The organism is Nocardia sp. NPDC051321 (assembly GCF_044455225.1).
Classification (GTDB): Bacteria; Actinomycetota; Actinomycetes; order Mycobacteriales; family Mycobacteriaceae; genus Nocardia.
This window is the reverse complement of record NZ_JBITEM010000010.1, coordinates 346596-372069: the sequence shown is the minus strand read 5'-3', so window position 1 is coordinate 372069 and position 25474 is coordinate 346596. Positions and strand designations below refer to the sequence as shown.

26 protein-coding genes are annotated in these 25474 nt (G+C 66.7%); 15 read left to right on the top strand and 11 right to left on the bottom strand.

Annotated elements, in window-relative coordinates; genetic code table 11:
* Positions 1 to 117: 117 nt before the first annotated feature.
* Positions 118 to 2331: a molybdopterin oxidoreductase family protein gene (locus ACIA8C_RS25545; RefSeq protein ID WP_397138824.1), complete on the top strand. Its 2214-nt coding sequence runs from the start codon at positions 118 to 120 to the stop codon at positions 2329 to 2331.
* Between the two features lie 67 nt (positions 2332 to 2398).
* Here ACIA8C_RS25545 and ACIA8C_RS25540 read toward each other — a convergent pair whose 3' ends face one another.
* From ACIA8C_RS25540 to ACIA8C_RS25530, 3 genes are all read right to left on the bottom strand, one after another.
* Positions 2399 to 2785 (bottom strand): hypothetical protein, encoded by a 387-nt coding sequence (locus ACIA8C_RS25540; protein WP_397138822.1) that lies wholly within the window; start codon positions 2783 to 2785, stop codon positions 2399 to 2401.
* Between the two features lie 799 nt (positions 2786 to 3584).
* Positions 3585 to 4052, bottom strand: a complete 468-nt coding sequence (locus ACIA8C_RS25535; protein ID WP_397138820.1) for an SRPBCC family protein — start codon at positions 4050 to 4052, stop codon at positions 3585 to 3587.
* Between the two features lie 115 nt (positions 4053 to 4167).
* Positions 4168 to 4353, bottom strand: coding sequence for a hypothetical protein (locus ACIA8C_RS25530; protein ID WP_397138818.1), 186 nt, complete (start codon positions 4351 to 4353; stop codon positions 4168 to 4170).
* 40 nt (positions 4354 to 4393) lie between these two features.
* Between ACIA8C_RS25530 and ACIA8C_RS25525 the strand changes: the two genes are divergently transcribed.
* On the top strand, positions 4394 to 5017 hold the full coding sequence (locus ACIA8C_RS25525) for an HAD family hydrolase (protein WP_397138816.1): 624 nt from the start codon (positions 4394 to 4396) through the stop codon (positions 5015 to 5017).
* A 233-nt stretch (positions 5018 to 5250) separates the two neighbouring features.
* Positions 5251 to 6003 (top strand): beta-ketoacyl-ACP reductase, encoded by a 753-nt coding sequence (locus ACIA8C_RS25520; protein ID WP_397138814.1) that lies wholly within the window; start codon positions 5251 to 5253, stop codon positions 6001 to 6003.
* A gap of 275 nt (positions 6004 to 6278) precedes the next feature.
* Here ACIA8C_RS25520 and ACIA8C_RS25515 read toward each other — a convergent pair whose 3' ends face one another.
* Positions 6279 to 6998 carry an SDR family NAD(P)-dependent oxidoreductase gene (locus tag ACIA8C_RS25515; RefSeq protein WP_397138812.1) on the bottom strand — a complete coding sequence of 240 codons (720 nt, stop codon included), beginning with the start codon at positions 6996 to 6998 and terminating at the stop codon, positions 6279 to 6281.
* A 100-nt stretch (positions 6999 to 7098) separates the two neighbouring features.
* On the opposite strand from ACIA8C_RS25515, the gene ACIA8C_RS25510 reads away from it, so the two are divergent.
* Positions 7099 to 7947, top strand: coding sequence for a helix-turn-helix transcriptional regulator (locus ACIA8C_RS25510; protein ID WP_397138810.1), 849 nt, complete (start codon positions 7099 to 7101; stop codon positions 7945 to 7947).
* Between the two features lie 203 nt (positions 7948 to 8150).
* Here ACIA8C_RS25510 and ACIA8C_RS25505 read toward each other — a convergent pair whose 3' ends face one another.
* Genes ACIA8C_RS25505 through ACIA8C_RS25495 form a run of 3 tightly spaced genes read right to left on the bottom strand, consistent with a single transcriptional unit; the run spans position 8151 to position 11513 of the window.
* Positions 8151 to 9920 carry an oleate hydratase gene (locus ACIA8C_RS25505; protein ID WP_397138808.1) on the bottom strand — a complete coding sequence of 590 codons (1770 nt, stop codon included), beginning with the start codon at positions 9918 to 9920 and terminating at the stop codon, positions 8151 to 8153.
* Positions 9921 to 9968: 48 nt separating this feature from the next.
* Positions 9969 to 10820 (bottom strand): 3-hydroxyacyl-CoA dehydrogenase, encoded by an 852-nt coding sequence (locus ACIA8C_RS25500; RefSeq protein ID WP_397138806.1) that lies wholly within the window; start codon positions 10818 to 10820, stop codon positions 9969 to 9971.
* Positions 10821 to 10868: 48 nt separating this feature from the next.
* Positions 10869 to 11513, bottom strand: a complete 645-nt coding sequence (locus ACIA8C_RS25495; RefSeq protein ID WP_397138804.1) for a TetR/AcrR family transcriptional regulator — start codon at positions 11511 to 11513, stop codon at positions 10869 to 10871.
* A 190-nt stretch (positions 11514 to 11703) separates the two neighbouring features.
* Between ACIA8C_RS25495 and ACIA8C_RS25490 the strand changes: the two genes are divergently transcribed.
* Together ACIA8C_RS25490 and ACIA8C_RS25485 are read left to right on the top strand one after the other, a co-directional pair.
* Positions 11704 to 12330 (top strand): ArsR/SmtB family transcription factor, encoded by a 627-nt coding sequence (locus tag ACIA8C_RS25490; protein ID WP_397138802.1) that lies wholly within the window; start codon positions 11704 to 11706, stop codon positions 12328 to 12330.
* A gap of 18 nt (positions 12331 to 12348) precedes the next feature.
* Entirely contained in the window at positions 12349 to 13641 is a 1293-nt protein-coding gene (locus tag ACIA8C_RS25485; protein ID WP_397138800.1) for an MFS transporter, read from the top strand.
* 137 nt (positions 13642 to 13778) lie between these two features.
* Here the strand turns inward: ACIA8C_RS25485 and ACIA8C_RS25480 are convergent, their stop codons facing one another.
* Both ACIA8C_RS25480 and ACIA8C_RS25475 read right to left on the bottom strand, forming a co-directional pair.
* Complete coding sequence (locus ACIA8C_RS25480) at positions 13779 to 14285, bottom strand: hypothetical protein (protein ID WP_397138798.1); 507 nt, start codon at positions 14283 to 14285, stop codon at positions 13779 to 13781.
* A gap of 4 nt (positions 14286 to 14289) precedes the next feature.
* Entirely contained in the window at positions 14290 to 16602 is a 2313-nt protein-coding gene (locus ACIA8C_RS25475) for an ATP-binding cassette domain-containing protein (protein ID WP_397138796.1), read from the bottom strand.
* A gap of 83 nt (positions 16603 to 16685) precedes the next feature.
* Here ACIA8C_RS25475 and ACIA8C_RS25470 point away from each other — a divergent pair, with 83 nt between their 5' ends.
* Genes ACIA8C_RS25470 through ACIA8C_RS25460 form a run of 3 tightly spaced genes read left to right on the top strand, consistent with a single transcriptional unit; the run spans position 16686 to position 17998 of the window.
* On the top strand, positions 16686 to 17264 hold the full coding sequence (locus ACIA8C_RS25470) for a class I SAM-dependent methyltransferase (protein ID WP_397138794.1): 579 nt from the start codon (positions 16686 to 16688) through the stop codon (positions 17262 to 17264).
* Between the two features lie 42 nt (positions 17265 to 17306).
* Positions 17307 to 17594 carry a hypothetical protein gene (locus ACIA8C_RS25465; protein WP_396993716.1) on the top strand — a complete coding sequence of 96 codons (288 nt, stop codon included), beginning with the start codon at positions 17307 to 17309 and terminating at the stop codon, positions 17592 to 17594.
* The gene (locus ACIA8C_RS25460) at positions 17591 to 17998 is read left to right on the top strand and encodes a hypothetical protein (protein WP_397138792.1); all 408 of its coding nucleotides are present in this window, start codon (positions 17591 to 17593) and stop codon (positions 17996 to 17998) included. Before ACIA8C_RS25465 ends, ACIA8C_RS25460 begins: the two co-directional genes overlap by 4 nt.
* 16 nt (positions 17999 to 18014) lie before the next feature.
* Here ACIA8C_RS25460 and ACIA8C_RS25455 read toward each other — a convergent pair whose 3' ends face one another.
* Positions 18015 to 18899, bottom strand: coding sequence for an LLM class F420-dependent oxidoreductase (locus tag ACIA8C_RS25455; RefSeq protein WP_397138790.1), 885 nt, complete (start codon positions 18897 to 18899; stop codon positions 18015 to 18017).
* A gap of 140 nt (positions 18900 to 19039) precedes the next feature.
* On the opposite strand from ACIA8C_RS25455, the gene ACIA8C_RS25450 reads away from it, so the two are divergent.
* From ACIA8C_RS25450 to ACIA8C_RS25440, 3 genes are all read left to right on the top strand, one after another.
* Positions 19040 to 19348, top strand: coding sequence for a nuclear transport factor 2 family protein (locus ACIA8C_RS25450; protein WP_397138788.1), 309 nt, complete (start codon positions 19040 to 19042; stop codon positions 19346 to 19348).
* A gap of 144 nt (positions 19349 to 19492) precedes the next feature.
* Complete coding sequence (locus tag ACIA8C_RS25445; protein ID WP_397138786.1) at positions 19493 to 20635, top strand: alkaline phosphatase family protein; 1143 nt, start codon at positions 19493 to 19495, stop codon at positions 20633 to 20635.
* 274 nt (positions 20636 to 20909) lie between these two features.
* Positions 20910 to 21233, top strand: a complete 324-nt coding sequence (locus tag ACIA8C_RS25440) for a hypothetical protein (protein WP_379291375.1) — start codon at positions 20910 to 20912, stop codon at positions 21231 to 21233.
* 160 nt (positions 21234 to 21393) lie between these two features.
* Here the strand turns inward: ACIA8C_RS25440 and ACIA8C_RS25435 are convergent, their stop codons facing one another.
* Positions 21394 to 21819: an MmcQ/YjbR family DNA-binding protein gene (locus ACIA8C_RS25435; RefSeq protein WP_397138784.1), complete on the bottom strand. Its 426-nt coding sequence runs from the start codon at positions 21817 to 21819 to the stop codon at positions 21394 to 21396.
* 299 nt (positions 21820 to 22118) lie between these two features.
* Here ACIA8C_RS25435 and ACIA8C_RS25430 point away from each other — a divergent pair, with 299 nt between their 5' ends.
* The 3 genes from ACIA8C_RS25430 to ACIA8C_RS25420 all read left to right on the top strand — a co-directional run bounded on the left by ACIA8C_RS25430 (position 22119) and on the right by ACIA8C_RS25420 (position 25377).
* Positions 22119 to 23351 carry a transcriptional regulator gene (locus ACIA8C_RS25430; protein WP_397138782.1) on the top strand — a complete coding sequence of 411 codons (1233 nt, stop codon included), beginning with the start codon at positions 22119 to 22121 and terminating at the stop codon, positions 23349 to 23351.
* A gap of 110 nt (positions 23352 to 23461) precedes the next feature.
* Positions 23462 to 24979, top strand: coding sequence for an aldehyde dehydrogenase family protein (locus ACIA8C_RS25425; RefSeq protein WP_397138780.1), 1518 nt, complete (start codon positions 23462 to 23464; stop codon positions 24977 to 24979).
* Positions 24979 to 25377, top strand: a complete 399-nt coding sequence (locus ACIA8C_RS25420; RefSeq protein WP_396993706.1) for a DUF779 domain-containing protein — start codon at positions 24979 to 24981, stop codon at positions 25375 to 25377. The genes ACIA8C_RS25425 and ACIA8C_RS25420 overlap by 1 nt, the downstream gene beginning before the upstream one ends.
* Positions 25378 to 25474: the final 97 nt, after the last annotated feature.

Genomic DNA, 25474 nt, shown 5'->3' with positions numbered 1-25474 from the left:
CGCGGCGTGCACGCCGGTGGCGGGCTGGCTTCTTCCGGTGCTGCCCCGCGGACCATAGTGGTACCTACGGTTTGCTTGGTAGCCTGTGGCAAGCAAACCGGCAGAAGGTGAAAACCGATGAGTGCTACCACCATTGCCCGGCAGTGCACGCTGTGTGAGGCGCATTGCGGAATCCTGGTCACCGTCGAGGACGCGCAGGTGACGCGGATCGAGGGGAATCCGGACGACGTGTTGTCGCAGGGCTACATCTGCCCGAAGGCGACGGCGATGGGTGGGTTGCATCATGATCCGGATCGGCTGCGGACGCCGGTGCGGCGGGTGGGTGCGGGTTTCGAGCCGATCGGGTGGGATGAGGCGTTCCGGGAGATCGGGCAGCGGTTGCGCGCGGTGCGCGGCGCGCACGGGCCGAGCGCGATCGGAATGTATCTGGGGAATCCGGCGGCGCACAGTTCCTCGGTGATCTACGGGGCGCTGCTGCGAGCGGTGTTGCTGACGCGGAATTTCTTTTCGGCGTCGTCGATCGATCAGTTCCCGCAGGAGTTCGTGGCGTGGCGGATGTTCGGGTCGAATGTGCTGATGCCGGTGATCGATATCGATCGCACCGATCGGCTGGTGATCCTCGGTGCGAATCCGGCGGTCTCGAACGGGTCGATCACCACGATGCCCAATGCCAAGCAGCGCATCAAGGATGTGCGGGGCCGCGGCGGGCAGGTGGTGGTCATCGATCCGCGGCGGACCGAGACGGCGCGGCTGGCCGATCAGCATGTGGCGGTGAGCCCGGGCGGTGATGTGTATCTGCTGCTGGCGATGCTGCAGGTGCTGGTGGCCGAGAATCTGTGTGACGAAGCGGCGATCGGCGCGCAGTGCACCGGCTGGGAGCAACTGCGCGGGTTGGTCGCCGAGGCGACTCCGGAGCGGATGGCGCCGCACGCCGGGGTCGACGCCGACACCATTCGACAGCTTGCCCGCGACCATGCCGCCGCGTCGTCGGCGGTGCTGTACGCGCGGATCGGGGTGTGCCAGCAGGTGACGGGCACGCTGACGCATTGGCTGGTGAACACGATCAACGCGGTCACCGGCAACTTGGATCGGGCGGGTGGGCAGATGTTCGCGACGCCGCCGATCGACGTGGCCCGGTTCGCGAAGTATCTGCCGATGGGTTACGGGGCGTGGACGGATCGTTCCGGCACCTACAAGTCCTTCCGCACCGAACTGCCGGTCGCGGTGCTGGCCGATGAGATCCTCACCGAGGGTGCGGGCCAGATCCGGGCGATGATCACCTACGCGGGCAACCCGGTGCTGTCCACTCCGCAGCGCGGTCGACTCGGCGCGGCGCTGGATTCGCTGGATTTCTATGTGGCCGTGGACATGTACATCACCGAGACCACTCGGCATGCCGACATCATCCTGCCGCCGATCTCGCCGCTGGAACGCGAGGACGTCAACATTTTGTTCCCGGTGTTCAGTGTGCGCAACAACCTGCGTTACGACGCGCGAGTGTTCGAGCCGCCTGCCGAGGGGCTCGAGGATTGGCAGATCATGGCGCGGCTGGTCACCGAGCTGGTGCCGTTGCCGGCGCGGCGGTTCACGGCGCGGGCGCTCAATGGTCTGTTCGAGCAGTTCAGTCCGGTGCGGTTGGCGACCGCCGGGGTGGCGGCCGGTCCGTACGGGGTGCTGCGGCGTGGTCTTAAGGGGCTCACGGTCGGGAAGGCGCGTGCGTCGGCCGGCGGTATCGATCTGGGTCCGTTGCGGCCGCGGTTGCGTGCGCTGATCGGGACGAAGGACCACAAGGTGCATCTGGCGCCCGAGGATTTCCGCACCGCCGCGCGCCGCTTGCTCGACGACGCTCTGGCCGGTAACGCGATCACCACACCGGCGGACGGTTACGACCTCAAGCTGATCGGTCGTCGCCACTTGCGCAGTAACAACTCCTGGCTGCACAACGTCCCCGCGATGGTGAAGGGCCGTGACCGCTGCACCGCGCTCATGCATCCCGCCGACGCCGCCGCGCGCGGGCTCGCCCACGGTGAGCCGGTCGCGGTCACCTCACCGACCGGTTCGATCGTCGTTCCCCTCGAGGTCAGCGACGACATCCGCGCGGGCACCATCGCCATCCCGCACGGTTGGGGGCATCGCGAGCCCGGCGTCGGCTGGTCGGTTGCCGCCGCGTTGCCAGGAGCCAATGTGAATCTGCTGCACGATCCGTCACTCACGGATACGTTCTCGGGCAACTCCGCGGTCAACAACACCTGGGTGACCGTCACACGTGCGCCGGTCGACACGACCGAGGACACTAGGGCGTCCGGTGAGGACAGCATGCAGCGCGCATGAACTTCCTGCTGGGGACGTCGCGGGGATCGCGACACGCAGCGAGCGGGTTGTCCTCGGCGAAGCATTGTTATCCGGTCACCACGGTCACGCGGTAGCCGATGCGGATCTCGCGGCCGATATGCGCGGCTCCGCTGAGGTAGAGCCAGCGGTCGGTGCCGCCGCGCGGGTCGGGCAGATACGCGGCTTGGACGTGCTCGACACCGAAGGGGAAGTTGCCGGAGATCGACGTCGCGATGCCCGTCATCAGCGAGGCCTCGGCCAATAGTTGTGGCTCGACAGTGGCGGCGGGTAGCGGTGTCGCGGTGGGGATGAAGAACCCGAACTGTTCGGGGGGAGCACCGGAGCCCTGGACCAGCATGCCGGTCACGAACAATCGCGCGGTTCCGGTGTGCACCAAGCATTCCGGCGTCAACGGCAACGGTGGAGTCGGCCGCAGCTCGAGTTGGAACGCCATGCGCCGAACTTTACGGTCACCGATCACCGCTGTCCTCGCGACAATCCCCGCAGCCCGATACAGGATTACGCAAAGGTGATGCGGCCGGACAACCCTGTGGCATCCCCCTCCCGACATCGGCCGAACATCTCGGCCATCGAACACGACACCGCTCGCCCTCAAACCGGCGCGCGTCCCCCTCCTGACCCTCACCCCAAACACACTTGACGTACGTTGCATGCTCTTGACGCAGGTCGCAGCATGCGTCAAGAGCATGCAACGTACGTCAAGTCAGCCGATGGGGTGGTTGGGGCGTTGCGCAGGCGAGGGGAAGGCGGGTCTGGCGGAGGGGCTAGCAATCTCCTCGACGGGTCTGCGCGTGGGCGATGGTCGACAAGCAGTCCATCCAGCAGGGTTTGGCGGTCCTCAATGGCCTGGCGGCCCTCACCGGACTAGGCATGCTCGGCCAACTCTGGACGCATCCGGTGTTCGGCGGTGCTGAATTTCGCCTAGATGGTTGGCGATCATGTAGTCGCTCATGACATCTGCTGCGATATGGCACGCGACGCCGTTTCCGTCTCGCGCATCGCGACCAGCACGATCACGCGTCCCGCTCGGCCCGCGTCTGCCAGGCAAACCCGACGTCGCAGGCTGTTGCTTGCGGTCGATGCAGACATGCAGTCGCTGCACGTGAACCCTGTTGGTGCGCTTCATAATTCATCAACTGCACCAGCGGTTCCACGTGAATCAGCACGGCCGCGCGCACCATTGCGGCGTTCGCGTACGAGTGCCGCGACAGCCGTCAACAGCGGCGCAGGCCTCAGCTGTTCTCGCGCAGCGAGTCCCGATAGCTGGTCTCGATCTTCTCGCGCAGATGCTTTTCGGTGTGCCGGATCGCCGGGCCGATGAACGCCTGGATCACGCGATCGAGGGCCCGCCCGGCCAGGCCGCCGGGTACTCGATAGTCGGCGGTAGCGCTGACCTTGGTGACTTGCTCGCCCAGCGATTCGAAGTCCCACCGGATCGTGCCTTCGATGCCTTTGATCGCCCGCATCGTCACCCGGGAGCCGTCCACCCATTCGGTGGTGTCCGCACGCAGGTGCAGCGTGGTCGGGCCGAGATGCAGCGCCGTGTCGAATACCGCACCGACTCCGGAAGTCTGCTCCCCCACCGGCGTGAAATGTCGAATCCCGAACATCCACCTCGGCACGTTCCGGTAATCCGCGACGTAGGTGAACGCGAAGCCCACCGGCGCCGCGCACGTCGCACTGTGCTCCACATGTCCCATGAGTGCTCTCCCGCCGCCACGATCGTCCCTCGACCCTAGGTCACCCTCGCGATCTTCGCCCCTGATGAAGTCCCGTGCCTGCCAACCACTTACACCCGTCGATGCCATCGCATGATCAACCGGACGGGCGTCGATGACAGATCAGCCGGGCTCGCGCGCCTGCCGCGCCGAGCACCTCACCGCCGACAGCACGGCGCGCGCATCGGTGCCCGCGGTATTTCGATGACCGCGCGGCAATGACGTTGAACCAGGTGACGTCCTGTTCGCCCGTGCGGGCGAACAGCACCTCGGGTGACCCCACTCACCGAGGCCTGCGTCGACTCGGCCGATAGGGTCGAGAGGTGACGTGGACGGTGGGCTTCGACCTGGATATGACTCTGATCGACTCGCGACCGGGCGTCAGTCGGGCCATCGACATCCTGGCCGCGGAGTTCGATGTTCCGCTGCGTGGCGCCGATTTCGCCGATCGGCTCGGGCCGCCGCTGGCCACGTTGCTTGTCGAAGTCGGTGCTCCCGAGGAGCTGGTTCCGGCGCTGGTCACCAGGTATCGCGAGCTGTATCCGAGCGTCGTGTCCAGCATTCCCGCGATGCCGGGCGCGGACGCGGCACTGGGTGCGATCGCGGCCCGGGGTGGCCGGGTGCTCGTCGTCACCGGCAAGCACGAACCGCTCGCGCGGTTGCACATCGATGAACTCGGTTGGCGCATAGACCATCTCGCCGGTGACCTGTGGTCGGCGGGCAAAGCCGCCGTATTGCGGCAGGAGCGGGCCGGCATCTATGTCGGCGATCACGTCGGCGACATGCACGGCGCGCGGACCGCGGGTGTCCTCGCCGTCGGAGTCACCACCGGACCGTGCGACGCCGAGGAACTGCGCGCCGCGGGCGCGGACGTCATCCTCAACGACCTCACCGAATTCCCGCAGTGGCTCGCCGACGAGCTGGGCCCCATCGCGGACGCGGGCTAGCGGACGCGGCATGTCCGGTCTGCCGAGCCGAGACAGGTGGAGCGAGCCTGGACGGCGCGTGTACATAGCAGCGGTATCGGCAATCCACCCCATCGCGGGTCTGCCCACGAATTCGCCCCTTGTCGAACTACTTTCAGTGCAGGCGCCGGAAACTTGCCCCGCTGGTTTCCCGGTCGCTAGCCTGCAGTCGAGTCGGCCGCGCCCGCAGCGCGTTCGGAGAGGAGAACGAATCCATGGACCGTTTCACCGACAAGGTTGCCGTGGTGACGGGTGCGGCGCAGGGCATCGGCGCGGCCACTGCGCTGCGGCTTGCGATCGAGGGGGCCAGCGTCGCCGTGCTCGACCGCAACACCCCCGACGCCACCCTCGAACTGATCAGCCGGGCGGGCGGTACCGCGCGCGGCTATGTCTGCGACGTCACCGACCGTGACTCCGTGCAGGCGGTCTTCGAGCAGATCGCCACCGAGCTCGGCGACCCGCAGATCCTGGTGAACAACGCGGGCATCACCCGCGACGACCTGTTCTTCCGGCTCTCCGAGGACGACTGGAACGCCGTGCTGTCGGTCAACCTGACCGGTGTCTTCCACTGCTCGCAGGCCGCCCAGAAATACATGGTCGCCCAGCGCTACGGAAAGATCGTCTCGTTGTCGAGCCGCTCGGCCCTCGGTAACCGCGGCCAAGCCAACTACGCCGCCGCCAAGGCGGGCATCCAGGGCTTCACCGCCACCCTCGCCATCGAACTCGGCCGATACAACATCACCGTCAACGCCGTGGCCCCCGGTTACATCGCCACCGCGATGACCGACGCCACCGCCGAACGCGTCGGCATGGCCCCCGAACAACTGCAACAGTCCGTCGCCGAACGCACCCCACTCGGGCGCGTCGGACAACCCGAGGAGGTCGCCGCCGTGATCGCCTTCCTCGCCAGCGACGAATCCTCCTACGTCAGCGGGCAAACCCTGTACGTCAACGGCGGCGCCCGCTGACACCGGCCCGGTCATGAAGGCGCCCTTGTCGCACAATGCCGTAACTCTGACGACCCGGCCGCGCTGACCGACGCGGCCCGCGGCGCGTTGCGGGTATTGCGCGGCCACCATGACCGTTCCCCGACGGCCAGTGGTGATGGGCGCGTCGGTCGCCGTCGAATCGTTCACCATGCTGAACATGCTCGGCATGGGCCCGGTCACCGGCATCGTCTCGGCCTACGCGACCACCCGTGAGCTCGCGGAAATCGGCTTCGTCCACGGGCCCGGCGAGCATCTCACCACGGAATCGTGCCCTGGCGGTCGAAGTAACCACCGGTCGGGCCGTCGGGGCCGAGGGTGGCGAGCTCGACGATGGCGTCGGTGCCTTCGGTGAGGTTTTGATATCCGGCGTGGCCGTTGAAATCGGTGGCGGTGTAACCGGGGTCGGCGGCGTTGATCTGGATCTCCGGCAGTGCTCGCGCGTACTGCGAGGTGATCATGTTCAGCGCCGACTTGGACGAGGTGTAGGGCAGGTTCGTCATGGTCGACTCGACGCGGTTCGGATCCGAGGTGATGGCCAGTGAACCCATTCCGCTCGACACCATCACCACGCGCGGCTGGGTCGCGGCGCGCAGCAGCGGCAGGAACGCGTGGGTCACCTGGACCGGCGCGAACACGTTGGTCTCGAACACCGTACGGAAATCCGCGGCCTGGGTATCTTGCGGCGCAGGGAACCCGCCGCCGACACCGGCATTGTTGATCAGCACATCCAATGCCGTGATCCGCGCGCCCACCGCAGCCACGGCCGCGGCGATCGACTCGGCCGAGGTGACGTCGAGGTGGACGAATTCGACGTTGAACCCTTGCTCGGCCAGCTCGGTCGCCGCTTGCTTGCCGCGGTCGGCGTCGCGGGCACCGAGGAAAATCTGCCAGCCCAGTTCACCGAGCCTGCGGACCGTCTCGCGGCCGAGTCCCTTGTTGGCTCCGGTCACCAGAGCCGTTGTCGTTGCGTTCATGCACTCAGCTTCACCGTGCGCGCCGCCGGTGAACAGGACTGCCTTGTCCTGGGATCGGCGGTACCACCCCGCGGCGCCGCGGCTGCGGGATGATCGAGGGATGGACCGTTCGGAACTCGCGGCGCTGCTGCGTCAGGCGCGCACTCGGATACAGCCACGCGATGTCGGGCTGCCCGCGGGCTCGCGCAGGCAGGTGCCCGGGCTGCGCCGCGAAGAGGTCGCTCAGCTGGCCGGTCTCAGCGTCGATTACGTGGTGCGCCTCGAACAGGGCCGTGGACCGCGGCCCTCGACCTCCGTGCTCGCCGCGCTGTCGCGGGCGCTGCGGCTCAACGACGACGACCGCGACCTGCTGTTCCAACTCGCCGGATCGGCACCGCCGCAGGCCGGGCGAATCGCACAGGTGGTGCGCCCCAGCGTGTTACGGCTGCTGGACCGGATGGTGGACCTGCCCGCACTGGTGATGTCGGCCAAAGGTGACGTGCTGGCTTGGAACCTGATGGCCGCCGCGCTGCTCGGCGACTTCTCCGCCCTGCCGCCCGCTCGGCGCAACATCATCCGCGAGTGTTTCCTCGGCACGGAGCCGGGCCGGGTGCGCTTCAGCGCCGAGGAGTTCCGGATGGTCGCCGCCTACGGTGTCGGCACCCTGCGCAGCGCCAAAGCCCGCTATCCCACCGACCCCGACCTCGATCGGCTCATCGCCGAACTCCGTAGCGGCAGTGCCGATTTCGAACAACTCTGGCGTGAACGGCCCTCCGCGCAATGGCGCAGCGCCACCAAGGCCATCGCCCACCCCGAACTCGGCACGCTGGTGCTGGACTGTGACACCCTGCTCGTCCCCGACGCCGACCAAACCGTCGTGGTCTACTCCGCCGCCCCCGACACCCCCGCCGCCTCCGCCCTGGACCTGCTGCGCATCACCGGCACCCAGCAATTCACCGACCACACCTGATCGACACGTCACCGGCCGCCCGGCCCTAGGATGCGCGGCCGATGGCGTCACTGTCGGCACGGATCGAGGTGGACCCGGCCCGCAAAACCGGATCCCACAGACCTCCCGTACCGCTCGCACACCATCAGGTCCCTAAGGTACGCAACCCGTCCCTGAAGGAAGCAGGCTCGGTCCCCCCCGGACCGAGCCTGCCCATAGTGCCGCTACTTCTTGTCGGCGACCAACCCGTATTCCTCGAGCATGACGCCGATCTCGGTGGATTCCAGCTTGCTCATCAACTTCTTGCGCACCAGGTCGGGGCCGGGGATGTGTAGTTCGTCCCCGTCGCGTAGCCTGCTCGTCGCGGCCAGCAGTTTGCGCACGTCATAGGTCGAATTGAAGACCTCGGGAACGCCACGTTCGATGCCGAGCAGCTGATAGGTCGCCTCCATCGCCGTGCGTACCGAGTATTCGGTGGTGAAGATGCAATCGCGGGTGCTTTCGGCGAACTGACCGATGAACGCGAAGTTCACCGACCCCTGTGGCACCACGTCCGGGCGATCGCCACTCTTGCGTGGCATGAAGAACGCTGTCACATACGGCATCATCACCGGCACACACTTCGCCGAATTCGCTGCCAGTTCAGCGATTTCCGCCTCCGGCACACCCATGTGGTACAGCCATTCCTGGGTGATCTCCTCGCCGGTGCATTCGCTCATCGGCTTCTTGACATAGTCGCCGGGCACATCCACGAACAGCGAATAGATCCATACCACGATCTGGTCCTTGGGCTGCTGCTTGAAATGCGGCTGCCGGTTCACCGTCCAGCTCATCAGCCAGCTCGAGTCGCGCACCGTGACGATGCCGCCGGTGACCACCTTCCCGCTGAACGGGTCACGTTTGCAGATCTTCTGGATATAGCCGGGAATCCGTTCGTCGAGCGTGGTGACGGTCGCGGACTCCCATTTCGTCTGCTCGATGTGCCCGCCGAACACATCCGGGTGCCCGAACGCGGGATCCTTGGCCGCGATCCGCCGCCACAGATCCCATGCCGGTGCCGGGCCGTCGAGCAACTTCGCCGGCGTGTGGTGATCGCCGTCGTCGGAATTCTCGGTGAGCGAACCGATCGTGGTGAACACCAGATCATGTTCACCCAGCTCGACGCTGCCTTCGCCGTCGGCGGCCCGCCAGTGCAGTTTCGTGGCCTGCTTGCGGTCCTTGGTGAGGTGGAAGTCGATATCGGTGATCTCGGTATCGAACCGGAAGCTCACGCCCTGATCGAGCAGCCACCGATACAGCGGCAGCACCAGCGACTCGTACTGGTTGTATTTGGTGAACTTCAACGCCGAGAAGTCGGGCAGCCCGCCGATGTGGTGAATGAAGCGGTGCAGGTACAGCTTCATCTCCAGCGCGCTGTGCCATTCCTCGAAGGCGAACATCGTGCGCCAGTACATCCAGAAGTTGCTGTTCAAGAAGTCTTCGCCGAAGACCTCGTCGATGCGCTTGTTCTCCATCTCTTCGGGCGTGGCCAAGAAGACCTTGATCATGTCCTTCTGGGCTTTGTTGCTCAGGGTGAACAAGCCGTCGGTGTGCGCGTCCTGGCCGCGTTTCTCGGTGGCGCGCTGCAGTGAGGAATTGGGGTCGTCCTTGTTGAGCCAGTAGAACTCGTCGAGCACACTTGCCCCGTCGATCTCCATCGAGGGCACCGACCGGAACAGATCCCACAGGCATTCGAAATGGTTCTCCATTTCGCGTCCGCCGCGGATCACGAAGCCTTTCTTCGGCTCCTTGATGCCGTCGAGCGCGCCGCCGGGCAGCTTCAACCGCTCGAACACGGTGATCTTGTCACCGGAGAGCTGCCCGTCGCGGATCAAGAACGCCGCACCCGAGAGCGAGGCCAGACCCGCCCCGACGAACCACGCCGTCTTGTCCTCGACACCCTGCGGTTTGCGCGGACGGGCGAAGGCCTCGTAGTTGCCGCTGCTGTAATACATGGGACTCCTCTCCTGGTGCTGGTTCGGAATGAGTTGCTGCGCTGGCGATTACGAGTATTTGTAGAAACCTTCACCGCTGGAAACGCCGAGCTTGCCCTTGTCGATGTAGTTGTCCTTGAGCCACGCCGCGAGCTTCTTGCCGTCCTCGTCGCCGTTGACCAGGATGTTGTAGGGGGTGTTCAAGCCGATGACGTCGATCATCTGGAACGGGCCGAACGGGGCACCGGTCGCGGTGCGCCAGGTCTTGTCGACCGTCTCCGGTTCGGCGTATCCGCCGGCGCTGAGGCCCATCGCCGCGTTCAGCAGCGGCACCAGCAGCGAGTTGACCACGTAACCGGCCTTCTCCCTGTGCAATTCGATCGGGACCATGCCGATCGCGGCGGCGAACTCGGCGACCGCGTGGAAGACCTCGGGGTCGGTGTCCTTGGTGCCCATCACCTCGGCGGTGTTGTAGCGCCACACATCGTTGGCGAAATACAGTGCCAGGAACCGGTCGGGGCGCCCGGTGGAGTCCTTGAGGTCACTGGGCAGCAGGGTGGAGGAATTGGTGGCGAAGATGGTGCGCTGCGGGGCCAGCTCGTTGAGCTTCTGGTAGGTCTGCTGCTTGATCTTCAACACCTCGGGCACCGCCTCGATGACCAGGTCGGCATCCTCGACGGCCGCGGCGAGATCGGTGGTCAGTGTGATGGTGTCCGCGGCCTTTTCGGCTTTGCCGTCACCGGCGCCGTCGACCTCGTCCTGATAGATCGACACCAGTTTGGTGAAACGATCATGTGCGGCCTTGATCGCGTCGTCGTTGATGTCATAGGCCGTGACCTCGAAGCCGCTGAACGCGGTCTGGAACGCGATCTGCGAACCGAGGACTCCGGTGCCGAGGACGGTCACCTTACGGATACTCATGATGTTCTCCTTCCTGCCGGAGGCGCGGTTCGCCCCTCGACGGTCCACTCAGTCGACCGAGGCGAAAAACCCCGCCACGATCTGGGCTATCTGGTCGCGCAGGTCGTCGATCGCGTCGCGACCCGAATGCGCGCCGGTCGATGGCCGCGCGAGAATGAGGTGCAACACAGCGAATACGCTGCGTCCCGCCAGCAACGCGCGGGCGAATACGGCCTGCGGATCTGCATCGCGGAGCGTGACCGCCACGGTGAGCCGCTCGGCGATCATCGACTCCAATCGCGCGACCGAGGCGAGGCCTTCGGCGCGGTACTGCTCGGTGGGTGCGCCGAACAGCAGCTCACGCTGATACGCCACGGTGTTCTCGACGTGCTGGTCGGCGGCTTCGAGAATCGGGCGCGTCATGGCCAGTACCGCTCGCGACGGGTCGCTTTCGGCCCGCGCGTCCCGCTCGCCCTGGTCCAGGGCGGTCCGGAACTCCTCGTTGTAGACCATGAGCAGCAGCTCGCCCTTGGACGCCGCGTACCGGAACAACGTCCCGGCCGCCACATCCGCGCGCTCGGAGATCTGCTGGGTGGTGACGCTGGCGAAACCACGCTCGGCGAACAATGCCGCCGCGGCCTCGAAAATGCGCGACTGTTTGTCGCGCATATTGCGCAGCCTGCGGCCGCCCTGCACCGCATCGGGTGTGGTCATCATCGCGGCACCTCCAAATAATGAGTGGACTCATTTCTGAGCGTACTCCTAGTTATTCAGGAGGCAACCCCTGGACTCCTGCCGCAGTACCCGCTACCCGACCGATCACCCCGGTAGGCACGACGAAACCCCCAAGACTTCTTTGCCAAGAACTCTTCGCCAAGAACTGTTGGGGTTTAGAGTGGCCGCTATGAGTGACCCCACCGAGAAGCCCGATGTCCCGAAAACCGAAGCGGGCGTGGTTGTTCTGGATGCCAAGGGGCTGCGCGCCCTGGCCCATCCGGTGCGCGTGCAGCTGGTCGGGTTGCTGCGCAAGTACGGCCCGTCCACGGTTACCCGCCTCGCGGAACGGTTGGGCGTACATTCCGGCACGGCCAGCTACCACCTGCGCCAGCTCGGCGCGGCCGGATTCGTCGAGGAGGACACCGAACGCGGTAACGCGCGCGAGCGCTGGTGGCGTTCGGTGCATCAGGTCACCGAATTCAGCGACCCGGACTTGGCCGAGCGCGAACCCGAGGCCGTCTTCGCCTACTTCCAGTCCATTGCCGCCATCCACACGCTGCGCACCCAGCGCACTCTCAACGAACTGCAAACGATGCCGCCGCCCTGGCGCGACTCCTTCGATATGAGCGACTGGGCGCTGCGGCTCACGCCCGAGGAGACCGCCGCACTGAGTGCGGAGCTACGGACAGTGATCGCGCGCTACCGCACAGATACCCCGGAGGCCGCGGCCAGTGCCCCCGACGGAGCCGAACGGGTCGCCGTCATCACCCACCTCCTGCCCGAACTCGACGCACCCGCCACGCCGGGGCACTGAGAAAGCGCAGGGACCGTCGTGACCGAGGACGCACCCAACCGGCGGGCGCTAGGCGGAGTACTGGCGGCAATAGCCGTGTCGCTCACCGGGACTCGGATCTCGACGATCGCCCTGCCCTGGTTCGTGCTCGTCACCACAGGCAGCGCCACCCAGACCGGACTCGTCGTGTTCTGCGAGATGACTCCCTACGTGGTGGTCAAGGCGTTCACCGGGCCGGTGGTCGACCGGATCGGCCCGCGAGTCGTGTCCTGGACCACCGACCTGGTGAGCGCGACCGCCGCCGCCGCGGTACCGCTGTTGCACACCCTGAGTTGGCTTTCCTTTCCGCTGCTGCTCGCACTGGTCGCGTCGATCGGCGCGGTCCGCGGCCCCGGCGACCTGGCCAAGGAGGTCATGGTCCCGGAGGCGGCCGAGCGCGGCCGGATACCGCTGCAGCGAGCCACCGGCCTGTCCGGCATGACCGAGGGGCTCGCCTCCACCCTCGGCCCGGCAGTCGGCGGTGCCCTGGTGGCGCTGCTCGGACCGCTGACCGGACTCTTTGCCAACGCAGCGTGTTTCGCCCTCGGATCGGTGATCGTCGCACTGGCGCTGCCGCGCGGCATGGGGCATGGGGCATCGGCCGGGGCGAGCACCGGTTACTGGCGGCGCTTGGGCGAGGGCTTCACCTTCCTGCGTGGCGAGCTGTTGCTGCTCACGATCATTGTCACGGCCGGGATCACCAACCTGCTGAACGCGGGGTTCGTCGCGGTGCTCGTGCCCGTGTGGGCCAGCGAGTCGGGCAACGGGCCGGGCGCGATCGGCCTGATGAGCGCCGCGCTCGGCGCCGCGGCCGTAGGTGGCAGCCTGATTGCGGCGGTGCTCGCGCACCGGCTGCGGCGTCGCGTCGTGTTCTTCACCGGATTCCTGTTGGCCGGTGCACCGAGATTCTTGATCCTCGCCGTCGACGCGCCCATGGCGGCGGTGCTGGCCGTGTTCGCGATCAGTGGATTCGGTGCCGGTTTCCTCAACCCGGTGCTGGGAGCCGTCCTCTTCGAGCGGGTGCCGCGCCCGATATTGGGCCGTGTCAGCGCACTCGGCGACGCGCTGTCTTGGGCCGGTATCCCGCTCGGCGGGCTGATCGCCGGGGTCGCGGTGGCCTCGGTCGGATTCGTTCCGGTGTTGCTGGTCGGCGGCGCCGTCTACTTCCTGACCACGAACCTGTCCGGGCTGCGTCCGGAATGGCGCGAGATGGACCGGGTGAAGGGACGCGGCTCCCCGAAACCGGGGCACGCTCGAGACGCTCCGTCAACCGGCGCGCAACTCGGTGCGTGACGTGTGGGTGTGCGGGGCGAATTCGGTGCCGATCAACACCGGGTGGCAGGCGCAACGATATCGTTCGGCGTGCGACCTACGATGGAACATCGTGCGGCGCAAGGCAATCGAGGCCAGGCAGCTCGTTGCCGCACCGATCAGCGCGACAACGGCGGGTCGTGCACCGCGACCGTGGTGGTGCTACGGCCGTAGCGCACCAGCACGGTCGCCGACCTCAGCCCGCGCACCAGGTCGGCGAGCATCGCGGAAAACCCGGCCGAGTCCAGGTCGGCCGCGCGCGCGAAACGCACCGCACCCGTCGCGCTGACGTCGACCTTGCCGAGCCGATCCGGATAGTGACGCGCGAAGGGCTGCTCATCGAGCTCGGCCGAGAGGTAGAGGCTGAGGTGGTTCTTCTGCAACGCCAGCCCGACTATCGGCCACGACACGGTGTCGGCCGAACCGCGCACCGCGTACTCGAAACGACCGTAGCCGATCATGGTCATCGCCATCCCCGGCTTTCCGGCCGCGGTGCCCGCGACGAACCACCGTGACAGGGCTGGCGCCGCCGCCCGGATCAACTCGTCGGTTCGCCGCAGCTCGGTTTCGCGGGCGGGATCGAACGCGAAGTACTCCTCCACCGATGTGGCGGCCACTCGGAACATCGCGCTACACCGCCTTGTACTTGCGCAAGTACTGCCCGGTCAACGACACCGGATCGTCCAGCAGCGCGGCGGGGGTGCCGGTGAAGACGACTTCGCCGCCCGCCTTCCCGCCATCGGGTCCCAGGTCGATCACCCAGTCGCTGTGGGCGACCACGTCGAGGTTGTGTTCGATGACGATCACCGTGTTGCCACGCTCGACCAGACCGTCGAGCAAAGCCAGCAGGGTGTCCACGTCGGACATGTGCAGCCCGGTCGTCGGTTCGTCGAGCACATACACCGAACCGGTGTTACCCAGCTGGGTGGCGAGTTTGATGCGTTGACGTTCACCGCCGGACAACGTGCTCATGGCCTGGCCCAAGCTCAGATAGTCCAAGCCGACCTCGTTCACGGTGCGCAACTTGGCATTCAGTGCCTTCTCCGGGAAGAACATCAGCGCGTCCTCGGCCGTCAGCTCCAGCACGTCGGCGATCGACTTGCCGCGCAAGGTGAGTGCGAGGACGTCATCGGAGAAGCGGCGACCGTCGCAGGCGTCGCAGTGGGTGGTGACCGGGTCCATGTAGGCGATCTCGGTGATGATCACCCCGCGGCCCTCGCACTGCTTACACGCGCCGGCGGAGTTGAAGCTGAACAGCCCCGGCGACTCGCCGGTGGCCTTGGCGAACAGTTTGCGGATCGGATCCATCAACCCCAGATAGGTCGCCGGCGTGGAACGCGAGGAGGCGGCGATGGCGGACTGGTCGACGAAGATCGCCTCGGGATGCTCGACCACGAACACATCCCGGATCAGGCTGCTCTTACCCGAACCGGCCACCCCGGTGATCGAGGTCAGGATGCCGGTGGGGATCGCGACGGTGACATCCTCGAGGTTGTGCACGTCGGCATGCTCGATCAGCAGCTCGCCGGTGGCCGCACGGAAGGTGTCCTTCACCGTGAACGGGCGACGCAGCCCGGCCCCGGTCGGGGTGTCGGCGGCCCGCAACTCGGCGAAGCTGCCCTCGAACACCACCTGCCCGCCGTGTGATCCCGCGCGCGGACCGACGTCGACGATGTGGTCGGCGATCTGGATGACGTCGGGATCGTGCTCGACCACCAGCACCGTATTGCCCTTGTCCCGCAACGCTTTCAGCAGATCGTTCAACCGGCCCACATCGCGCGGATGCAACCCGACGCTCGGTTCGTCGAAAATATAGGTCATCCCGATCAACGTGCTCGACAGATGCTTGATCATTTTCAACCGCTGCCCCTCACCGCCGGACAACGTCGAGGTCGGCCGATCCAAGCTCAGATAGCCGAGCCCGATATCGGCCACCCGCTGCAGCGACATCCGGATCGCGGCCGCCAGCCCCGCCGCGGCCGGATCGGTGATCTCCTCGAGCACCACCATCAGATCGGTGATCTGCAGCCCCGCCCAGTCGGCGATATTGCGGTCGTTGATCTTGGTCGCCAGGGCCGCCGCGTTGAGCCGGGCGCCACGGCAGGTCGGGCAGATCCCCTCGGTCAGGAACTGACGCATCTGCTCGCGCGTCTTCTCGCTCAACGTGGAAGTGTCGCGCTGCAACCGGGTGCGGGTGAACTTGGTGGCGATGCCCTCGTAGTTGGCCTTCCAGGTGCCCTTGGCGAAGGTCAGCTCCACCTTGCCGCCGCTGCCGTGGAGCAGTTCGGCGAACTCCTCGGCCGTGTAGTCGGCCAGCTTCTTGTCCGGATCGAAGCGTCCCGAACTGCCATACATCTGCCACTCACCACCGCCGACGCCGTAGCCGGGCAACAGGATCGCGCCCTCGTTGAGCGACTTGGTCCGATCGAGCAACCGATCCGGATCGGCCCGCACCGTGATGCCGAGGCCGTCGCAGTCCGGGCACATGCCCTGGGGCACGTTGAACGAGTAGTTGTAGACGAAACCGGCCGAGGGCGAACCGAATCGGGCGAACATCGCCCGCACCATCGAGAAGATGTCGGTCATCGTCCCGACCGTCGAGCGTGGGCCGCCACCCACCGGCTGCTGATCGATGATCACCGGCGCGGTCAGATTCTCCATCGCCTCGGCATGCGGGCGCTCATAACGCGGCAGGAAGTTGAGGATGAACGCCGGAAACGTCGCGTAGAGCTGACGCTGCGACTCCACGGCGATCGTGTCGAACACGATCGAGGACTTACCCGAACCGGACACCCCGGTGAACACCGTGATCTTGTTCTTGGGGATCTCCAGCGACACGTCGCGCAGGTTGTGCTCGCTGGCACCGAGTACTCGGATGACATCGGCGGAAACGAGAGATTCGGCGAAAGGCATACCGAACACCATGCCATCCGGTACCGACATTTTGTGCGGTGAATTGTGATGCAGATCACATACATTGGGCAGTCTGCGGGGCCGGAATCCGCACCCGCCCGTACTGTCGTGTGGTGCGTGATCCCTACTGGAACCACAACACCCACTACCACCCTTGGCTGCTCGCTCGAGTCCCCGAGACGGCCCGCACCGCGCTCGACATCGGTTGCGGCGACGGCCTTCTCGCCACCAAGCTCGGTCGCCGCGGCCTGACCGTACGCGGCGTCGACCTCGACCCCGCCATCCTCGACACGGCAACCCCCAGCGCCAATGTCACCTTCGAACAGGGCGACTTCCTCGATCTCCCCGGCACTTTCGACGTCGTCACCGCCGTCGCGACCCTGCACCACGTCCCGCTGCGCGACGGCCTCACCGCCCTGCGCCGACTCGTCGCCCCCGGTGGCACGCTCGCCGTCGTCGGCCTGTGGAAGTTCAACCCGCGCACCGACTATCCGTACCTGGCGCTGCTTCCGGCGATCGTCGCGATCGACGCCTTCCACCGGCCCCCACTCGGCGGTCCCGACGTGGCACTGCGCGACCCCGAAACCACCTACCCCGAGATCCGCACCGCCGCCGCCGACCTGCTGCCCGGCGCCCACCTGCGCCGCCGCCCGCTGCTGCGCTACACCCTGGTCTGGCACAAGCCCGCTTAACGACCGCTCGCAAGCGAAACTGCGCCGCGATACAGTCTTGGTATGGCGTCGTCGCGGGAGCAGAAAACACGGAAAGTCACCGTCACGCTGCCCGAAGAACTGCTGGCCATGCTCGAAACCTGGCGTGCGGGCGGGCGCATCGAATCGGTGTCGGCGTTCGTGTCCGAGGCCGTGCAGGCGCGGATCAATCGCACGCAGTCACTGGCCAAGCTCGAACAAGTCCTCGGCGGCCGCCCGCCACTGGATCTGATCAACCGGGCGCGCGCCGCGCAAGGCCTACCGCCGTTATCCGAGAAAGAGGCAGGCGGGCCGCACGCCGGCGCCGCGTGATCTCCGCGGCCCTCGGCGGTGTCGTATTCGACACCACCGCCGTCATCGGGTTCGCCAACCAAGCCAACTACGCCCAGGCCGTGGTGTGGGCCACCGTCAACGCGGGCAACACCATCGTCGTCCCCGCCACCGTCCTCGGTGTCGCACGCGCCCACATCGCCGCCGATCGGCTCGACATCCTCGCCGCGTTATTAGAGTTGCCGCACACCGTCGTCCCGGTCTTCGACCGCGACGCCGCCGAACGCCTCGGCATCGTGCTCGCGGGCACCGCCAACGCCGAGGCGCTGCTGCCCGCCGGGCACGCCACCCATGAAGCCATCGCCCGCGATTGGCCGTGCCTGACCGCACGCCCGAAGAAGCTGCGCCAGCTCGACTCCCGGGTGATCATCGACCCAATGCCCTGAGACATCGGCTGCCAAGTCAGCGCAGCAGTTCGATCACCGGGGCGAACTGGTCCATGCTGTGCTCGAGCACGGTGATGTAGCTGAAGCCGTAGCGATCGCGGTGGGCGCGCACCCGGTCGGCGATTTCCTCGGGAGTGCCGATCAGCAGCGTCGGCAGGTCCTCGGGATGGTCGGCCACATCGTCGGGTAGTGCGGGGCCGAACAGTTCGAGGACCGCGGTGCGTTCCTCCGGTGGGACCACCCGCTGGATCAGGATGTTGAACTCGACGCTGTCGGCGCGGCTGCCGAGCAGGCCACGGACGAATTCGATCTTCTCACTCGTTTCGCCGAGCCCGGCCAGATGCAGCGGACCACCGTTCTCGGTTGCCGACGCGCCGGGAAACGCGATGATGTCGGCGTGTTCGGCGGCCACCCGCAGCGACCGGTTACCCCAGCCCGCGATCAACAGCGGCGGCCCCGACGGTTGCGCCGGACGCGGCTGATACTCCGGATCGCAGAACTGGGTGCGCAACGTGGAAACGGTGTGCTCCAGCTGCGCGACACGCTTCGCGCCGCTCTCGAAAGGGATACCGGCGGCCTCGAATTCGGCCCGCACATAGCCCGCGCCGAGGCCGATCTCCACCCGCCCGTCGGTGAGCTGATCGGCACCCGCGATATCGCGGGCCAGCAGCACCGGATTGTAGAACGGCGCATTGAGCACGAAGGTCGTCAACCGCACCCGCTCGGTCGCCGCCGCGGCCGCGATCATCGACGGAAACGGTGCGGGGCACCCGAGATGATCGGCCACACCGATCACATCGAAACCCAGTTGCTCGGCTCTGCGGCATTTTTCGATCCAGTTACTCCTGGAATCCGGGGCCACCATGTTGACACCGAACCGGTACGCACGCTGCGCGGTCACCGTTCCTGTCTACCAGCAGGCGGCGCGCGGCAACAGCACAGCCATCCCGGCACCGGTTCCCGTTCTGCCCTACAGTGGACGCCATATATTTGCTGAACTATCGCTGATGCTCCGCCACCTGATCCGAGAGAGGTAACCAGATGACTGAGCTAGATCCCGTAGTGCGGGAATTCGTCGATGCCCTCAACGCCAACGACCAGGACCGGCTCTTCGCCGCACTCACCGACGACGCGACCATGTCCGACGACGGCGTGGAACGCAATGTCGCCCAGTGGACCGACTCGGAGGTCTTCGGCAGCAACGGGCACATGAACGTCGAATCCATCGATGACGGCGGCACCGAACTCGTTGCCGACTACACCAATTCCCGCTGGGGCTCGATGCGCACGAGCTGGCGGTTCACCGTGCGCGACGGCAAGGTCGCCCGCTTCGAGACCGGCCAGGCCTGAGCCGGGCGAACACGGCGCGCGATCGCGGTCGCAGCGAGTCCGGCAGGCAGGAAGGCATACGCTTGCTGGACCTACCGCGGCCGCTGCCGCCCGGCCGAGTTATGAGCTTGCCTGCGCCGCATCGGACTTGAGAGTCTGAGCCTCGTGTTCGACGCGCCTCGTTACGGTACGGGTTCCCTGGCCGACTTGCTTCCTTCCGTGCTCGCCGGATTCGGTGTGCCCGGCGAAACCGATCGGCTCGGACTCGGCATCGCCGCCGACCGGGTCTGTGTGCTGCTCATCGATGGTCTCGGCGCGAGCGCGCTGGCCGCGAATCCCGGTGCGGCGCCGTTCCTGTCGGGCGTGGCCTCGGCCACGCTGACCGCGGGGTTCCCCAGCACCACCGCCACCAGCCTCAGCTCGTTCGGGGTCGGTGTCCCGCCCGGTGAGCACGGCATCATCGGCTACCTGGTGCGGGTACCCGGCCAGGACCGGCTGATCAACACGCTGCGCTGGAGCCCGCACGGGGAAGGCCCGCGCGTCGATCTGCGCCGCGAGCTGGTGCCAGAGCAATTCCAGCCCACCGCAACGGTATTCGAGCGCGCCGCGGCGCACGGCATCACCGTCACCCAGGTCGCCCCGAGCTATCAGAACGGTTCCGGACTCACCCGCGCGTCGCTGCGCGGCTGCGCATTCCGCGACAGTTTCTCCGTCGGCGACCTCATCGACGGCATCGGCATCGCCCTGCGCACCGGCACCCGTTCACTGGTCTACGCCTACCACGCCGACCTCGACACCACCGGACACGCCCGCGGACCGTCCTCGGACGCCTGGCTTTTGGAACTAGCCCACGTCGACCGCCTCGCCGCCGAGATCGCCGAACGGTTGCCGCCGGGCGCCGCGCTGCTCGTCACCGCCGACCACGGCATGGTCGAACTCGACGAACGCATCGACTTCGACCACCATCCGGAACTGCGTGCGGGAGTGCAGCAACTCGGCGGGGAACCCCGTGCGCGCCATGTCTACACCGAGCCCGGCGCCGCCCTCGACGTCGCCTCGGCCTGGCACGAAATCCTCGGCACCGACTTCGCGGTCCTGCCCCGCGCCGAGGTGATCGCCCGCGGCTGGTTCGGCCCCACCGTGGCCCCGCACGTCGCCGACCGCATCGGCGACGTCGTGGTCGCCGCCCGCACCGCACACGGCATCATCCGCAGCGGCGCCGAACCCATCCAGTCGATGATGATCGGCCACCACGGCTCCCTCACCCCCGCCGAACTCGGCATCCCCCTGTGCACCTTCCGTTCCTGAGCACTGGACGCATGATCATGAGGAATCGGTGTAGTGGGCTCTCGCGCGATGCCGACACCAGTTCCCCATGATCATGGTCGCCGCGCCGGGGTGAGAGGATTCGCACCCGCTGTCGGGATCGCCCGGGGGGAGAAGTTTCGAGAAAGAGTGCGTGCCGAACTGGGGTTACTGGCGACCCGCCGGACATGGGGCGAACGCGGGGGCGGGGGCGGGGCTTTAGGCTGGACGTCGATCGACGCGGATCGCCGCGCGACGAAGCATTCAGGAGGAGCACATGAACGCCACGCTGTCACGGACCGGACGGACCGGCCTCGGGATCGCGGCGGTCGCCCTGATGCTCGCCGGGTGCACCGACGTCCAGCGCGCCCTCAACCGCGGCGGTGACACCCCGTGCAGCGAGTACGTCAAGCAGAACCAGGACGACAAGCGCATGACGATCACCAAGTTCGTCAAGCAGCAGACCAACGACGACCACGAACCCGCTGGCACCGTCGTCGACGCCACCATGGTCTCGGTCGACGTACTCTGCGGCGGTCAGCGCAACGCCGAGACCCCCATCAAAAACGCCGACGTAGCAGGCATTTTCATCAACAAGTGAGTCCTACGTGCAGTCGATGCGGCATCGCATCGACTGCATTTCGGTCGCCCGGCTCAACACGGGTCGGCCCGACCCGCCGCTTGCCGAACTCCGAGAAGGAGTGTGGCTGGTCCGAATAGCGCTCGCGGTCCAGCCACGCGTCGCCGTATCGTGTCCGGTGCTAGTCGCTCGGCGGATGTTCGGCCAACCAGTCGGCGGCTCGTTTGCGCGAGGCGCGCGACAGCCAAGCGTCCTGGACGACCTCGGACAGCTCGGCGAGGGTGAGTTCGCCGATTCGGCTGCCGCGCACCAGTACCGAGGAGTGGCCGTCGAAATGGGCGGTGGTGAAGAACGGCAGATCCGGGTCTTGAACCAGGGCTTGCTTGTCGGAGTCCGAGGGCACCCAGATCACGATCACATCGGCGTAGCGCTCACCGGTGTCCGGATCGAAGGCGTCCGGGCGTGGCGTGCGGAAGAAGACGAACGACTTACCACCGACCTGATACACCGGGTTACCCGCAGGACCATCGACCCGCGTCACATGCGGCATCCCGGTAGCCAGCTTGTGCACGTCGGCGACCGTGGCGCGCCGCGAAACGGTAGCCATCCCAGCAGCATAACGGCGTCCAGATCACAGACCGCGCCCACCGCCGCGGATGAAGACGCACCAGTTCTGATTTGCCGCACCAGAAATCGCATGCGATTCCCGGTGCGCGAAATCAACAGTGGTGCGTGTGTTGGGCTGCTTCGCCGGAACACACCGCGTGACTCCGCAGCGAACACGCTGTCCGCCACGCCGATACAACCCGAACTCCTGACATGGGGACCGTTCGGTTTGCCACCAATCCCTCCCGCCCGGGTCGTGCGTACGCCAGAATGAGAGAGCGAATGTGAGCTCACACGACGATGGGGTTCCCCGAAGTGGCACAGTTCCGCACCCTGACCCAGCAGCGGGCCGAGCTGGAGAAGGAATGGGAGCGCTGGGCTACGGCTCCGAATATCGCGACACCGCAGGCCCGGACGACGTTGCTGCGCACCGACGTCGCACAATCCTGGCAACGCTCGCTGCACACCGTCGACCCGGCCGTCACCGTCGCGCCCGGCCTGGACGATATCGGCGACACGTGGTCGCGCTCGTCGCTGCGCACCCCGATCACCGAGCTGTCGGCCGACCTGCGCGGCATCACCGAGGACGCGGGCTATCTGGCCGTGGTCACCGATGACGCGGGCACCATCATGTGGTCGTGCGGCGACCGCACCCTGCGCAGGCAAGCCGAGGACGTGAACTTCGCCCCGGGCGGCTGCTGGGACGAAACCCATATGGGCACCAACGGATTGTCCCTCGCCCTGCACGACGACCGCCCCTGCTCGGTGTTCTCCGCCGAACACCTGGTCGCCGCGCTGCACGGCTGGGTGTGCTACTCCGCGCCGATCCACGCCCCCGACGGCAGACAGGTCGGCGTGCTCGACCTGTCCAGTTCCTGGGACCGCTCCCACCCCGCGGTGATGACCTCGGTGCGTGCGCTGGTGACCGCGGTGGAAACCATGCTGCGCGCCGCCGCGCCCGCGCCAACCCCGGGCGTGCGACTCGAATGTCTCGGCACCGCACGGCTGTTGCGCGACGGGCGTCCGGTCCCGCTGCCGCCACGCCAACTCGAGATCCTCGCCCTGCTGGCCCTGGAACCCGACGGCTTCACCCCGGAGCAACTGCACGCCGCGGTCTACGGCGATCGCGCGGTGTCCACCAGCACCCTCAAAGCCGATGTCTCGCACCTGCGCCGCGCCACCGGCGGCGAGATCACCAACCGCCGCTATCTGCTCACCGGCCCGGTCTCCTGCGATGCGGTGGACTTGCTGGCCGCCGTCGCGGCGGGTGACACCACCTCGGCGGTGTGGCTCTACCGCGGCCCGCTGCTGCCCGGCTCGGACACTCCCGGCGTGGTGCAGTGGCGCGCGTATCTCGATGTCGGCGTGCGCAATGCGGTGCTGGCCAGCGATCGCGCCGAACACGCTGTCGCGTTCGGGGAACGATCACCCGGCGACATCGAGGTGCACGAACACGCCCTGCGCCTGCTGCCCCTGGACGACGTGCGCCGCGCTGTGGTCGCCGCCCGTTTGCACACCGCGCTGCGTACCTGACACCGCGCCTGGAGCCCAGGTCCGAAGGTTGAACCGGACACCACCAACCTCGCACCAACCTTCACCGGCCATAGTTGCCCTCTCAGAGTAAATCTGTGAGGAGCGAAGCCATGATCTACGCCAGACCGGGGTCCGACTCCGGCATAGTCAGCTACGCCACCCGGTACGACAATTTCATCGACGGCGACTGGGCCGCACCCATCGAAGGCCGCTATTTCGACAACGCCTCCCCCGTGGACGGCGAAACATTCTGCACGGTAGCCCGTTCCAGCGCCGCCGACATCGATCTAGCCCTGGAAGCCGCCCATGCCGCCGCCGAGCGCTGGGCCGCCACCGCACCCGCCCAGCGTGCCGTTGTCCTGAATCAGATCGCCGACCGCATCGAAGCCGCCATTGCACCCTTGGCCGTCGCCGAGACCTGGGACAACGGCAAACCGATCCGCGAAACCCTGTCCAGCGACCTGCCGTTGGCCGTGGACCACTTCCGCTACTTCGCCGCCGCCATCCGCGCCCAGGAGGGCAGCGTCGCCGAGATCGACGGCGACACCGTGGCCTACCACTTCCACGAACCGCTCGGCGTGGTCGGCCAGATCATTCCGTGGAACTTCCCGATCCTGATGGCGGCGTGGAAGATCGCGCCTGCCCTGGCCGCGGGCAACTGCATCGTGCTCAAACCGGCAGAGCAGACACCGGTCTCGATCCTGCTCGTCATCGAGCTGATCGCGGACCTGCTGCCGCCGGGAGTGCTCAACGTGGTCAACGGGTTCGGTGTCGAAGCCGGAAAACCCTTGGCGTGCAGTCCGCGCGTGGCGAAGCTGGCGTTCACCGGTGAGACCACCACCGGGCGGCTGATCATGCAGTACGCCAGCGAGAACATCGTCCCGGTGAGCCTGGACCTGGGTGGCAAGAGCCCCAACATCTTCCTGCCCGATGTCATGGCCGACGACGACGCGTTCCTGGACAAGGCGATCGAGGGTTTCGTGATGTTCGCGCTCAATCAGGGTGAGGTGTACACCTGCCCGTCGCGCGCGTTGATCCACTCCTCGATCTACGACGAATTCCTGGCCCGCTGCGTGGCCCGCACCGAGGCCATCGTCGGCGGCGACCCGCTCGACGAGGACACCATGATCGGCGCTCAGTCCAGCATCGACCAGTACGAAAAGATCCTGTCCTACATCGACATCGGCAGGCACGAGGGCGCCCGCGTGCGCACCGGCGGGGAGGCACGCAAGGTCGACGGACTACCCGGCGGCTACTACATCCAGCCCACCATCTTCGAGGGCAGCAACACCATGCGGGTGTTCCAGGAGGAGATCTTCGGGCCGGTGGTCGCGGTGACCCGGTTCGACACCGTCGAGGAAGCGGTGCGCATCGCCAACGACACCCTCTACGGCCTGGGCGCCGGGGTATGGACCAGAGACGGCGCCACCGCATACCGGATGGGACGCCGCATCAAAGCGGGCCGGGTCTGGACCAACTGCTATCACACCTATCCCGCGCACGCCGCGTTCGGCGGCTACAAGAAATCCGGCATCGGCCGGGAGAGCCACAAAATGATGCTGGATCACTATCAGCAGACCAAGAACCTGCTGGTCAGTTATGCACCGACGAAACTGGGGTTCTTCTGATGCAGCAATCGCGAACCTACCGTGTCGCCATCACCGAACGCGCCCGCACCGTATTGCGGCAGTTGATCGAATGCCACGGCGCGGTGCTGTTCCACCAGTCCGGTGGCGTCTGCGACGGCAGCTCACCGATGTGTTTCCCGGTGCGCGAATTCCGGGTCGGCGGCGCCGACGTCCTGCTCGGCTATCTGCCATGGCACACCGAATTCTGGATGAGCGCCGAACAATACGAGGTGTGGAAGCACACCCACATCACCGTGGACGTGGTGAGCGGGCGCGGCAGCAGCTTTTCCCTGGAGGCGTCCGACGACGTGCGCTTCCTCATCCGATCGCGGCTGCTCACCGACGAGGAGGTGGCCACCCTGCCGCCGCCACGCACCGGCGCCGATCGGATGACCTGAGAACCCTCGGAATCTCCGGGCCCGCACGGTCGAACCGGACGACCGCGCGGCACGGGCGCCGCTTCGTCTGCGCCGCGGCCATGTGCGCCGGCGAAGC

Bases quoted from the DNA above. Each gene is read 5' to 3' on its own strand.
- ACIA8C_RS25505 (WP_397138808.1), bottom strand. From the start codon at position 9,920: ATGTATTACAGCAGCGGCAACTACGAGGCCTTCGCCCGTCCGCGCAAA.
- ACIA8C_RS25510 (WP_397138810.1), top strand. From the start codon at position 7,099: ATGGACCGTTCGGAACTCGCGGCGCTGCTGCGTCAGGCGCGCACTCGG.
- ACIA8C_RS25490 (WP_397138802.1), top strand. From the start codon at position 11,704: ATGAGTGACCCCACCGAGAAGCCCGATGTCCCGAAAACCGAAGCGGGC.
- ACIA8C_RS25480 (WP_397138798.1), bottom strand. From the start codon at position 14,285: ATGTTCCGAGTGGCCGCCACATCGGTGGAGGAGTACTTCGCGTTCGAT.
- ACIA8C_RS25440 (WP_379291375.1), top strand. From the start codon at position 20,910: ATGAACGCCACGCTGTCACGGACCGGACGGACCGGCCTCGGGATCGCG.
- ACIA8C_RS25435 (WP_397138784.1), bottom strand. From the start codon at position 21,819: ATGGCTACCGTTTCGCGGCGCGCCACGGTCGCCGACGTGCACAAGCTG.
- ACIA8C_RS25475 (WP_397138796.1), bottom strand. From the start codon at position 16,602: ATGTCGGTACCGGATGGCATGGTGTTCGGTATGCCTTTCGCCGAATCT.
- ACIA8C_RS25495 (WP_397138804.1), bottom strand. From the start codon at position 11,513: ATGACCACACCCGATGCGGTGCAGGGCGGCCGCAGGCTGCGCAATATG.
- ACIA8C_RS25520 (WP_397138814.1), top strand. From the start codon at position 5,251: ATGGACCGTTTCACCGACAAGGTTGCCGTGGTGACGGGTGCGGCGCAG.
- ACIA8C_RS25515 (WP_397138812.1), bottom strand. From the start codon at position 6,998: ATGAACGCAACGACAACGGCTCTGGTGACCGGAGCCAACAAGGGACTC.
- ACIA8C_RS25420 (WP_396993706.1), top strand. From the start codon at position 24,979: ATGCAGCAATCGCGAACCTACCGTGTCGCCATCACCGAACGCGCCCGC.
- ACIA8C_RS25425 (WP_397138780.1), top strand. From the start codon at position 23,462: ATGATCTACGCCAGACCGGGGTCCGACTCCGGCATAGTCAGCTACGCC.
- ACIA8C_RS25500 (WP_397138806.1), bottom strand. From the start codon at position 10,820: ATGAGTATCCGTAAGGTGACCGTCCTCGGCACCGGAGTCCTCGGTTCG.
- ACIA8C_RS25450 (WP_397138788.1), top strand. From the start codon at position 19,040: ATGACTGAGCTAGATCCCGTAGTGCGGGAATTCGTCGATGCCCTCAAC.
- ACIA8C_RS25430 (WP_397138782.1), top strand. From the start codon at position 22,119: ATGGGGTTCCCCGAAGTGGCACAGTTCCGCACCCTGACCCAGCAGCGG.
- ACIA8C_RS25465 (WP_396993716.1), top strand. From the start codon at position 17,307: ATGGCGTCGTCGCGGGAGCAGAAAACACGGAAAGTCACCGTCACGCTG.
- ACIA8C_RS25535 (WP_397138820.1), bottom strand. From the start codon at position 4,052: ATGGGACATGTGGAGCACAGTGCGACGTGCGCGGCGCCGGTGGGCTTC.
- ACIA8C_RS25540 (WP_397138822.1), bottom strand. From the start codon at position 2,785: ATGGCGTTCCAACTCGAGCTGCGGCCGACTCCACCGTTGCCGTTGACG.
- ACIA8C_RS25545 (WP_397138824.1), top strand. From the start codon at position 118: ATGAGTGCTACCACCATTGCCCGGCAGTGCACGCTGTGTGAGGCGCAT.